The 11,244-nt window shown below is 69.5% G+C and carries 9 protein-coding genes and 3 pseudogenes; 5 read left to right on the plus strand and 7 right to left on the minus strand.

The features are described 5' to 3' along the window. The first annotated feature begins 141 nt into the window (after positions 1-141). Positions 142-354: a hypothetical protein gene (locus JWR81_RS29165; RefSeq protein WP_297660042.1), complete on the plus strand. Its 213-nt coding sequence runs from the start codon at positions 142-144 to the stop codon at positions 352-354. Between the two features lie 702 nt (positions 355-1,056). On the opposite strand, the pseudogene JWR81_RS29170 reads toward JWR81_RS29165, so the two are convergent. Next, positions 1,057-1,513: pseudogene (locus JWR81_RS29170) on the minus strand (MaoC family dehydratase). Positions 1,514-1,954: 441 nt separating this feature from the next. Here JWR81_RS29170 and JWR81_RS29175 point away from each other — a divergent pair. Together JWR81_RS29175 and JWR81_RS29180 are read left to right on the plus strand one after the other, a co-directional pair. Beyond that, positions 1,955-3,571: an acyl--CoA ligase family protein gene (locus JWR81_RS29175; protein ID WP_297660045.1), complete on the plus strand. Its 1,617-nt coding sequence runs from the start codon at positions 1,955-1,957 to the stop codon at positions 3,569-3,571. A gap of 8 nt (positions 3,572-3,579) precedes the next feature. Continuing rightward, positions 3,580-4,812 carry an acyl-CoA dehydrogenase family protein gene (locus tag JWR81_RS29180; RefSeq protein WP_297660048.1) on the plus strand — a complete coding sequence of 411 codons (1,233 nt, stop codon included), beginning with the start codon at positions 3,580-3,582 and terminating at the stop codon, positions 4,810-4,812. Between the two features lie 185 nt (positions 4,813-4,997). Here JWR81_RS29180 and JWR81_RS29185 read toward each other — a convergent pair. Beyond that, positions 4,998-5,171: pseudogene (locus JWR81_RS29185) on the minus strand (respiratory nitrate reductase subunit gamma); the annotation flags it as partial. Between the two features lie 369 nt (positions 5,172-5,540). Then, a complete protein-coding gene (locus JWR81_RS29190; RefSeq protein ID WP_297660051.1) occupies positions 5,541-6,152 on the minus strand; it encodes a hypothetical protein in 612 nt (203 codons plus the stop codon). Positions 6,153-6,358: 206 nt separating this feature from the next. Between JWR81_RS29190 and JWR81_RS29195 the strand changes: the two genes are divergently transcribed. Then, positions 6,359-7,762: a GAF domain-containing protein gene (locus JWR81_RS29195; RefSeq protein ID WP_297660054.1), complete on the plus strand. Its 1,404-nt coding sequence runs from the start codon at positions 6,359-6,361 to the stop codon at positions 7,760-7,762. A gap of 16 nt (positions 7,763-7,778) precedes the next feature. On the opposite strand, the gene JWR81_RS29200 is transcribed toward JWR81_RS29195, so the two are convergent. The 3 genes from JWR81_RS29200 to JWR81_RS29210 all read right to left on the minus strand — a co-directional run bounded on the left by JWR81_RS29200 (position 7,779) and on the right by JWR81_RS29210 (position 9,400). Next, positions 7,779-8,429, minus strand: coding sequence for a response regulator transcription factor (locus JWR81_RS29200; RefSeq protein WP_297660057.1), 651 nt, complete (start codon positions 8,427-8,429; stop codon positions 7,779-7,781). A gap of 127 nt (positions 8,430-8,556) precedes the next feature. Then, on the minus strand, positions 8,557-9,018 hold the full coding sequence (locus JWR81_RS34595) for a DUF1003 domain-containing protein (protein ID WP_367278879.1): 462 nt from the start codon (positions 9,016-9,018) through the stop codon (positions 8,557-8,559). Continuing rightward, the gene (locus tag JWR81_RS29210) at positions 8,942-9,400 is read right to left on the minus strand and encodes a hypothetical protein (protein ID WP_297660060.1); all 459 of its coding nucleotides are present in this window, start codon (positions 9,398-9,400) and stop codon (positions 8,942-8,944) included. The genes JWR81_RS34595 and JWR81_RS29210 overlap by 77 nt, the downstream gene beginning before the upstream one ends. Positions 9,401-10,158: 758 nt before the next feature. Here JWR81_RS29210 and JWR81_RS29215 point away from each other — a divergent pair. Further along, positions 10,159-10,683, plus strand: coding sequence for a hypothetical protein (locus tag JWR81_RS29215; RefSeq protein ID WP_297660063.1), 525 nt, complete (start codon positions 10,159-10,161; stop codon positions 10,681-10,683). 385 nt (positions 10,684-11,068) lie between these two features. Here JWR81_RS29215 and JWR81_RS29220 read toward each other — a convergent pair. Then, positions 11,069-11,244, minus strand: a pseudogene (locus JWR81_RS29220) (type I glutamate--ammonia ligase); the annotation flags it as partial.

Below are 11,244 nucleotides of genomic sequence, written 5' to 3' on the forward strand. Positions count from 1 at the left end.
AACATCCAGGCCCACGCACGTACGCTCCATCAGCACCGGCGCCTCCCGTAAATGCGGCACCGCCACCCGCCGTGACGGTGACCCGCGCCAACTTACGAGCGAGGCGCCGGCCCCTCATACGGTCTAGATCTGTGGAAGGGGATGACGGCCGATGCTCGTCATCTCCCTTCTCACCAATGTGAGCTGCGGGCCCGCGGCAGCGGTCTGGAGATCGTGCTGCTCGTCCTCGGATCAGTTCTCCTCACCCGCGCCGCGCCGTGGGTCCGGGAGCTGGTGATCCGGTACGTCGACGCTCGCGACGGCGATACGGACTCCCTGGTCTGCTCCGAGGCCACCGACACCGACACGCGTTGATCCACATGTTCGCCTGGGTGGCGTTGGTGTCATTTACCGCGTGGCAGTGGTGCTGATCGTGGCGCGGCTCGGCATCCCGCTCAACGGGCTCGTGGCCCCCGCGACGATCGTCGCGGGGGCCTTCGACTGGCGGTCAGCGTGCAGGACCTGCTGGTCGGCTTCTTCAACATCGCCGAGCGCCAGTACGGGTTCGGTAACCTAGTCCGGGTCTCTACCACCGGCGTCGGGACCGACGCGACGGGCACCGTCGGTGATCTGTGTCACCCGGCTCCGCTCCGTCGACGGCGAGGTGATCATCGTGCCGAACGGCCAGATCTCGAGGACGGTCACCCTGTCCCGGGACTGGGCCCGCGCGGTGATCGACGTGCCGATCCCAGCCACGGTCGGGGTAGGACGGGCCACGGAGGTCCTGCAACAGCTGGGCGCGGATACCGTACGCGGATCCTGAACTGCGTCGCTACTCCTCGATACCCCGACGCCCCCGCAGACGGCACGCCCCAGCTCACCACGAGACCTGCGACGCCGGCGTCGGGTCCGGGTCGCCGTGAGCCATCCTCAGCGCGGACCCGTTCCATAGATCAGATCCCCGTCGGCCAGTTGATGCACTTGCGGAACTCCGGCGATCGGCCGATGTCAGGGCGATGTGCGGCCCACCGAGACCGCCGGCTTCCTGGTCTTTGGGCGACTCGTCGGCGGTTGCGCTCAGACGTAGTAGCGGTAGATGGGCTGGGCTATCAGTGCGGGTTTGGATGCACCCTGGATTTCGACGATGCAGTCGGCCATCGCGTCGATGCCTCCTTTGACATCTTTGACCTCGACGAGGGTGGCGCCGAGGCGGACTTTTCGATCCGACGGATACCGGTGCCGTGAAGCGGACCTTGTTAAGGCCGTAGCTCACCATCATCGCGATGCCGTCGATCTGCAAGATCTCGCCCCACAGCGGGGTCAGGAGTGACAGAGTGAGGTAGCCGTGGGCGATGGGCCCGGCGAATGGGCCTGTCCTGGCGGGGTCGGGGTCGATGTGTATCCACTGGTGGTCGTCGGTGGCGTCGGCGAAGGTGTTGACGCGGTCCTGGGTGACCTCGTGCCATTCGCTTTGACCGAGGTGTTCGCCGACGAGGGCTTTGATCTCGTCGATGCTGTTGGCGGTGCGGGCCATCGTTCACTCCTCGCGGGTTGCTGCTTCTGCGGTGTGGGATCGCTATGGCCTGACCCGAGCCGGCATATGCTCGAAATGGCCTGTCGACTCCTGCTCTGACCGCCTGTCGGGCCAGCGGCAGGGATGCTTGGCCCCCTTTGCCCGGTCGAAGGGCCCGGCCGCCGCCGTGGGAGTCGCGGCGCGGTCGTTGGGTACGAGCCATGCCATCGTGCACATCGCCGATTCGGCCCGCCCCGGATCGAGGTGAAGGACGCTGCCCATAGTGAAAGGCTTCTGGCGCCATGACGGATGGCCCGCTGTTGCAGGACGCATGGCTCTACCGGCGGGCATTACCGGCCCAAGAGGGTGGCCCCACTGCCCGGGCCCGCACCGACCCCTTGAGGGAGCCGTCCGCGGGATCGAGTCGATAGAGCAACCCACGATCCTCCGGAGGTGCCGCGGATGCCGGCCAACTCGTTCACATCGTTGACGCCACTGTCCTTCCTCGAGCGTGCCGCGGACGTCTTCGCGGACAAGACGGCGATCGCCTACGGCGACCGCCGGACGAGCTACAGCGAACTTGCCGCCGAGGCGACACGCCTCGCGCATGCCCTGCGGGCCGCCGGCGTACAGCGCGGCGACCGGGTCGCCTACATGTGCCCGAACATTCCCGAGATGCTGGTGGCCAACTTCGGCGTGCCGCTGGCCGGTGCAGTGATGGTGCCGGTCAACACCCGGCTCTCCGCGGAGGAGGTCCGTTACATCTGCGACCACTCCGGGGCGAAGGTGCTGGTGGCCGACACCGAATACCTGCCGGCGCTGGCCCCGGTGCTGGACAGTCTGCAGACCGTCACGGATGTCGTGGCCGTCAGCGACCCGCTCGGCCCGGCCCTGCCCGGTGCCGCCGAGCACGCCGCCGTCTCCTACAGCGAGTTCCTGAAGCGTGGCTCGGGGGAACCGCTGCCGTGGACGGTCGAGGACGAGCTGGACCTGATCTCGATCAACTACACGTCGGGGACCACCGGCACACCCAAGGGCGTGATGTACGCCCATCGCGGCGCGTACCTCAACGCGCTGGGCGAGATCATCCACCAGCGGTCCGATCCGGAGAGCGTCTACCTGTGGACGCTGCCGATGTTCCACTGCAACGGCTGGTGCACCCCGTGGGCGATGACCGCGATCGGTGCCACCCACGTATGCCTGCGCGCGGTCCGCGCCGACGAGATCTGGCGGCTCCTCGACGAGGAGTGCGTGACCCATCTCGCCGGCGCACCCACGGTCCTCACGGTGATCGCCAACGCGCCGCAGGCGCACCCGCTCGACCGGGAACTGGTCGCGACCGTGGCCGGCGCCCCGCCCAGCCCGACGGTGATCACCCGGATGCGTGAGCTGGGCGCGCGGATCGTGCACGTCTACGGCATGACCGAGACCTACGGCCCGTACACGATCAACGAGTGGCAGCCCGGTTGGTCGGCACTGCCGCCGGCAGACCAGGCGCGCCGCCAGGCCCGCCAGGGCGTCGCCATGCTGCAGGCCGACCCGATCCGGGTGGTCGACGAGAAGATGAATGACGTTCCGCGCGACGGTCGGACGATGGGCGAGATCGTCATGCGCGGCAACAACGTCATGGTGGGCTACTTCGGCGACCCGCAGGCCACCGCGAACGCCTTCCGCGGCGGGTGGCTGCACTCCGGGGACTTGGGTGTGCAGCACTCGGACGGATATGTCGAGCTGCGCGACCGGGCCAAGGACATCATCATCTCCGGCGGCGAGAACATCTCGACGGTCGAGATCGAGCACGCCATCGAGATGCACCCCGCTGTGTCCGAGGTCGCCGTCATCGGCGTCCCGGACGAGAAATGGGGAGAGCGACCGAAGGCCTTCGTTGTCCGCCAGCCCGGCACGGAGATCAACGAGACCGAGCTGATCGGCTACCTCCAGGCACACATGGCCCGGTTCAAGGTGCCCAAGGCGATCGAGTTCGTCGAGGACCTGCCACGGACCTCGACCGGGAAGACACAGAAGTTCGAGCTCCGCGAGAAGGAGTGGGCCGGCCACACCAGCCGGATCCAGGGATGAGCCCAGGGATGAGCACCGACATGCTGGCAGACGAGACCTACGCCGAGGACATCCTCACCACCACCGAGATCGGCCGGTCGTTGGGTACCGACTACTTCGGCCTTCGTGACGAGTTGACCGACGCCGAGCGCGACTACCTGCGGCGCACCCGGGCGTTCGTCGACACCGAGGTGCTGCCCGTCATCAGCGGCTATTGGGAACGGGCGGAGTTCCCGTGGGAGCTCATCAAGAAGATGGGTGTCCTCGGCATCGTCGGAGACGGCATCGAGGGATACGGCTGCCCTCCGATGAGCCCCGTCGCTGCAGGCCTGATCCACATGGAGCTGAACCGGGGTGACGGCAGCGTCGGCACTATTCATGCCGTCCAGGCCGGGCTGGCGATGCGGTCGATCTGGCTGCTCGGTTCCGAAGAACAGAAGAACCGCTGGCTGCCGGGGATGGCCCGGCTGGACCTGCTCGGAGCCTTCGCGTTGACCGAGCCGGAGCACGGCTCCGATGCGGTCGCGCTGGAGACCACTGCCGTCCGCGACGGCGACGGCTACGTCCTCGACGGGGAGAAGCGCTGGATCGGCAACGCCACCTTGGCGGACGTGATCGTCGTCTGGGCACGTGACTCCACGGACGGGCAGGTCAAGGGTTTCCTCGTCGAGAAAGGGGCTCCTGGGTACGACGCCCGGGTCATCGAGGGCAAGGGCTCGGTACGGGCCGTGCTGCAGGCCGACATCACGCTCACGGGGGTTCGGGTGCCCGACGGCAACGTGCTCCCCGGCGCACGCACCTTCAAGGACGCCGCCCGGGTGCTGGCCTCCACGCGGATCGCCGTCGCCTGGGGTGCTCTCGGCCACGCCGTGGCGGCCTACGAGGCCGCGCTCGTCTACACCAAGCAACGCACGCAGTTCGGCAAGCCGCTCGTGCGCTTCCAACTCGTCCAGGACCAACTGGTGAAGATGCTCGCCGAGGTCACCGCCATGCAGCTGTACTGCCTGCGCGTGAGCCGCCTCGAGGAGCAGGGCAAACTCACCGACACCATCGCCGCCCTGGCCAAGATGAACAACACCCTCAAGGCCCGCGAGGTGATCGCCGACGCCCGCGACCTGCTGGGCGGCAACGGCATCCTGCTCGGAAACCACGTCATGCGTCACATGGCCGACATCGAGGCGATCTACACCTACGAGGGCACCGAGCACATCCAGACTCTGATCGTCGGACGCGACATCACCGGGGTCAGCGCCTTCACCTGATTGGCGACCGTGACGCGAAGCGCCACCGCTCGGCCTGAACGTGTCGTCTGCGTGGTGAGCACCGCGCTGGTGACACGTTCGACGGGCTCGGCCGATCGCGCAGCATCGAGCGGTCGAGTCACGCGCTCACGTCGATGCCGTGTCGCGCGGCCAGAGCCTCCAGGCGTGTGCGGTGCAAGTGCGCTTCACCGGCTTCGGTCCTCGACGCGTCCCCACCCGGGACGTCGGGCGCGGGTGCCGAGCCGGTCCTCCTTGCTCCGGTACACGATGTACGGGCGCCAGAGATATCCGATCGGGGCGCTGAAAGCGTGCACGAGACGGGTGAAGGGCCACAGGGCGAAGAGCCCGAACGCAGCGAGTCGTCGATCTCCACTGCGTTGAAGTCCATGGGTGTCTCCCTCGTTGGCGATGTGCGTTCGCCACTCGTCGTTTGCCGCGACAGCGGGTGTCAGATCTCGGTGGCCCGTCGGAAGTGAGGAGGTCCCCGACCGGCCTGCGGGGTACCTCGGCCACCGGCCAGCCGTGGCCGATGCGCAGCACGGCCTGCGGTGGCCGGGCGCCGCCGATCAGGCGGCGCAGCTCCTCCCGGGTGCGGGGCACCTCGACGATGTGGGAGAGGAACGATGTGGCCAGCCCGTTCGCCGTGGCCGTGAGCAGCACCCGTTGCAGCGCCTGGCCCACCTGCACCTCCGCGGACGGGCCGCTGAGGTGCGAGCTGAGTATCGCGATCACCGGTTCGGACTCGAAGTCCTTGCCGAGCGTCCGGTCCGGGCCCGTCCCGGAGTGAAGTCGCGCAGCACCCACTTGTCCTGCGGCTCCGGCAACGCACCACCGGCGTGCGCAGGCACTCCCTCGCGGCGTTCGGGAGCGACGGCGACCCAGCCGGCGAACTCGGCCCGGAAGACCGGGTCGGCGTCCTGCTCGCGATGGGCGCGGGCGGCGATCCTGCGGAGCGTGGCCCGTTGCCCGGGGTCCTGCACGACGTGCAGCCAGGCGCCCTCGTCGAGCGCTGCGCGACGCAGGGCGTGCAGTGAGGGGGTGTCGACCGGGACGTCGGTGTAGGGGTGCCGGTTGGTCCGCCGGAGCGGCACCGCACGGAGCAGATCTCGTTGTTCGGGCGTCGGCTCCTTCGTCCCACCGTGCCTGATCACCGCGAGCAGGTCGCGCCGCGCGCGGTCCGGGAGGATCGTGACGATCGGCCGGATGTCATGGCCGTGCAGCGCGAGCTGCAGGTTGAACAGCGCCGCGCCGCACCCGATCCGCATCTCACGGCCGTCGGGATCGGCGACCACGGGGTTCCGCCGTGGATCGGCGTGCAGCTCGATCGTGTGGGGGGTCACCGAGAACTGCCACGGCTGGCTGTTGTGCAGCGACGGTGCACGGCCTGCCGTCCTCAGGAGGTCCGCGACCTGGGCGGAAGAGAGCCCGAACGTGCCAGGGATACTCCGCGCCGCATCCCGGGTCGCCGGTCCTTGTGTCATTGCTGAGGTTCATCCGCCGATGCCGACCCGATCTCGTCGGGCTGAGCGACGCGGAGCTGGCGAGGATGGGGGCGCTGCCGGAGGGCAAGGGGCTGCTCGGGCAGGTCATGCCGGGTGCAGATCCGCTGCGCCTGGCGGAGCTGAGCCGGCACGAGGCGTCGGTCGGGTTCCCGCCGCACCATCCCGCGATGCACACGTTCCTCGGTGTGCCGGTCCGGGTGCGGGACGCGGTGTTCGGCAACCTGTACCTCACGGAGAAGAACGGAGGCGGGGAGTTCACCCCCGACGACGAGGTGGTCGTCGGCGCCCTCGCTACGGCGGCCGGGATCGCGGTCCAGAACGCCGACCTGTTCGAGCAGAGCCGGGTGCGCCAGCAGTGGCTGGAGGCGTCGGCCGAGATCCGCAGCGAGCTGTTGTCCGGCGCGAGCGAGGAGGACGCGCTGCGGCTCATCGCCCAGCGCGCGCTGGAGCTCACCGCGTCGGACGCCACGCTGATCGTGCTGGGATCCGATAGGCGTGGTCCGGGTTTCACCGTGGGTGCCCACTGCGGCCTCGGCGAGCCCGGCCTGGTCGGGCTCCGGCTGGACCTTGACGATCCGCTGCTCGACGAGGTCGTGCAGGGCAGCAGCGTCGTCGTCGTGCCGTCTCCGGGAGACCTGCTGACCGGCGCCGCGGTCGAGGTGCCGGACTTCGGGTCGACGGCCGCGGTACCGGTGCGTTCCCATGGGGACGTGGTCGGGGTCCTGGTGGCCCTGCGCCGGCGGGAGGCCGTGTCGTTCCTGCCCGGTGAGGTGCCGCTGCTCGGGTCGTTCGCGGCGCAGGTCACCCTCGCACTCGAGCTGGAGGAGAAGAACCGGGCCGCGCGCCAGCTCGACGTGTTCGCCGACCGCGACCGGATCGCGCGCGACCTGCACGACCAGGTCATCCAGCGCCTCTTTGCCACGGGCATGGGACTGCAGAGCGTGCTGCGGCGCAGCAACGACCCCGACGTGCTGCGCATCGTGAGCCGCGCCGTCGAAGATCTCGACCAGACCGTCCGGGAGATCCGCACGGTCATCTTCGACCTGCATACCACGGGTGACGGAGCGGGGGCGAGCCTGCGCCGCAGCCTGCTGGACGCTGCGGCCGAGGCGGCGCACGGATGCGGTCTGGTGCCGGCGGTGCGGATGTCGGGCGCGATCGACCCCCGCGTGTCCCGCGAGGTCGGGATGCACGCGGTGGCCGTGGTCCGGGAGGCGGTGAGCAACGCGGTGCGGCACGCGGGCGCCGGCAGCGTCACGGTCACGATCGAGGCCGAGGAGGACCTGCTCGTCGACGTGCTCGACGACGGTGTCGGGATCGACCCAGCCGTGGCCCGCAGCGGGTTGCGCAACCTCGACGAGCGGGCCCGGGAGTGCGGGGGCGAGCTTCTCGTGCGCCCCGGACCGCACTGCGGGACCCGGGTGAGCTGGCGGGTCCCGCAGGGTTGATCGCGCGGCCGCGAGATCAACGGTGGTCGGTGCGGCCGAGTTCCGTGGCGTAGACGGCGGCCTCGGTGCGGCGGGCGAAGCCGAGCTTGTGCAGCAGCGAGGACACGTAGTTCTTCACGGTCTTCTCAGCAAGGAACATCTCGGCACCGATCTGCCGGTTGGTGAGCCCGTCGGCTATGAGCCCGAGGATGCGACGTTCCTGTGGGCTCAGCGACTCGTAGCGCGGGTCGGTCGGCTCGTCGCCCTTGCGCAGGCGCTCCAGCACGAGCGCGGTGGCCCGCGGGTCGAGCAGCGACCCGCCGGCGGCGACGGTGCGGACAGCGCCGACGAGATCGATGCCCGCAACCTGTTTGAGGAGGTAGCCGGAGGCGCCGGCGACGATCGCGCCGAAGAGGGCCTCGTCGTCGAGGTAGGACGTCAGCATCAGGCACGCGGGGGGCGGGGTGACCGACGAGCGCACGTCCCGGCACACCGAGACGCCCTCGCCGTCGGGCAGGCGGACGTCGAGGATCGCGACGTCGGGGCGCAGGGCGGGGATCCGGGCCATCGCCTGGGCCGCGGTGCCGGCCTCGCCGACGATCTCGATGTCGTCCTCGGTCTCGAGCAGCTGAGCGATACCCCGTCGGACGATCTCGTGGTCGTCGAGCAGGAACACGGAGATCGTCACAGGTGTGGCTCCTCGGAGGGTCGGGTACCGACGGTAGCCGCGACGACCGGTTCGTGTTCGGCCATCAGCTTCCGGTGGATGTCGGTGGTCAGCGTGTGGATCGCCCGGGTCAGTTCGGTGTTGGCCTTCAGCTCCAGCTCCTCCTCGACGAAGTCGTGGTCGGCCTTGGCGTGCTGAACTCCGACTGCCGGTTCTGGCCGATCATGACGAAGGCCGACAGGAAGATCGCCTCGAGCGACACCACCAGAGTCAGCGTCGGCCACGGGGTGGACTCCACGAACAGCATCCAGACGACGAACACGACCGCGTGGACATAGACGAACGGCATCGAGCCCGCGAACGACGTGATCGCGTCCGCGACGCGGAGCTGGACGTCGGACGCGCGACGCGCGCGATGGGCGAGGATCACCGGGTGGTGGCGCGGAGCTGTTGATCCGGTCCGTGGCACAAGCGTCCTTTCCCGTCCTTTCCGGAGTGGTTCGTTCCGATCATAGGATGGTGACCGGGGCGGACTATGGCCGTTGGTCACCGCGGGAGGGGGTCGGTGGTCCCTGCCCGCGCGGCATCGATACGGCGAGTATCCAGGCATGAACCGAGTCGAGGAACGGATCGCGCCGGAAATCGTCGTCGAGGTGCGCGGTGAGATCACATCGGATCTCGCCGACTACGCGCGGGAGCGGATGGCCGAGGTGCTGGTACACGTCGGACCGGTGCTGCGGGTGCATATGCGGGTGGTGCGGCACGGTGATTCGGCGCGGGAGAACCCGGTCACCGCACACGCCAACGTCGATCTCGACGGCAGGCCGGTGGTGGTGCAGGCCGCCGCGGCGAAGCCCCGCGCAGCGGTGGACCTGCTCGTCGAGCGCATGCGTCACCGGCTCGGACGGATACCGCGTGATCGACGGCCGCGCCACCCGCATACCGGCGTCCAGGTCGGGCCGCGGCTGGTCGAACCGGAGATCGTCCGACACGCCGCGAGCAGCCCGAGCCGGGGGCCGGGCGATGTGCGGTGGGCCGGCGCCCGGACAGGGCGTGGCGCAGGTCGTGCAGGGCACCGGCGTAGCGGCGCAGCGGCCGGGGAACCCTGTCGGGAGGGACGACGAGCAGGGTGCGGACCTCGTCCAGCGGGGCGGTGAGGTCCCGCCAGCGCCGGACGAACGGCAGCACAACCACAGCGGCGGCATGCGGTTCCAGAAGCCGAAGCCGCGCGCTCACCGGCCGGGACGGGCCGGATACGTCCGCGGCAACCACGGCGATAACGGGCTTGCGACCGGCCGCCCCGGTGACGAGGTGAGCGGCGCGGCCGACGCGGACGAGCGAGTCACCGGTTGCCCGGCAGACCAGGACGTCCACCGAGCGGCCGTCGTACACGCCCCGATCGGACGCACCGAGCGCCGCCGCCACCGTCGTGGTGCCTACCCCGCCCGCAGCTCCGGCCACCGACATCCGGCCGTCGCGGGCCGTCCGTCGATGGCGGCGCAGTCCCGTAGGAGCAACTGTGGCGGGTTCCGTCGACGGCACGGTCATCGCCCACCTCCTCGTCTCGATTCGAGGTCGGACCATCGGGGTCGGGCGTGGCTGATCGCGTGGCGACGCGTGGTCACGTCCGCGAGGTGTCGAGGGGCTACGGCCGGCCACGCGGCGGCAACGCGACGACCACGACGCAGACCATCGGCCTGCCGACACTGCTCGGAAGTGAGATATTCGATGTGGAGAGGGAGCCGGCGGCATGGGATGGATCCACGACTCCGGGTACCGCCCGGCCTATGCCCACGAGGGCTATCCGGCATCGGTCCTGCTCGACGGGACCGACACCGGCAGTTCGTCGCGGCAGATCGAGCCCAGCGTCGTCGGCTGGCGTGCCGCCTGCGAGTGTGGCTGGCGTGGCGGGCAGTTCTACCCGCGGGCCGAGTGGCCCAGCTCCACCGGGATGGCGCCGGAAGGGGTGGAGGGCTGGCAGTCGGGCACCGGCACGTTCTCGGAGTGGCAGCGCCATCTCGACCGCGCGCTTCCCGAGCTGGCCGTGCACGATCTCGCCCGCACTCTCGCGGTGACCGAGATGCGATTGCGGGAGGCGGTCGACACCGCCCGCCGGGCAGGGCTTTCCTGGTCGCGCATCGGTGCTGTCGCTGGGATGACCGGCGAGCAGGCCGTACGGCGCTTGAGCATCGAGCCGCGGTCGGCCCCGCCGCGCGGCCCGATCCACGACCGGCGCGACAGGATGCCTCCGCGCCATAAACCCGCGTCGCGTTGACCGATGGTGTGGCCGTCGGCGCTCGTCGACCCCGGCCGTGGCCGAGCGTTTGTCATGTCGTTGGACCACTCGGCGACCGTGAGCTGGCGTCCACGCTGTGTCGATACTGGGCCCGGGTCGTCGGCGAGCATCGGTTGGTCCGCGCAAGTTGTGCGGCGACCGAGCTCGCGCGGCGCGGCGACTCTCGTCACCATACGTAGCGCACTCCTGAGCCTGAGAGGCCGTCACTCAATCCCGTGAGCGCCCGTCCACAAAGGACTCCGTGTGGCACATCCGTGGCACATGAGAACGAAAACGGCGGTTGACGTTGGCAGACGCCGGAAGGCATCTGCGCAGGTCAACCACCGTTTTCGGGGTCTGTCAGCAGGTCGCGAACCTGCAGGAATCAGACGTCGTAGTACAGAGCGAACTCGTACGGGTGCGGACGCAGGCGGAGCGGGTCGATCTCGTTGTCCCGCTTGAGCGAGATCCACGTCTCGATCAGGTCGGGGGTGAAGACGCCACCCTCGAGCAGGTAGTCGTGGTCGACCTCGAGCCGGTCGAGGACCGCGGGCAGGCTGC

This window comes from Pseudonocardia sp., from assembly GCF_025965585.1.
Lineage (GTDB): Bacteria > Actinomycetota > Actinomycetes > Mycobacteriales > Pseudonocardiaceae > Pseudonocardia.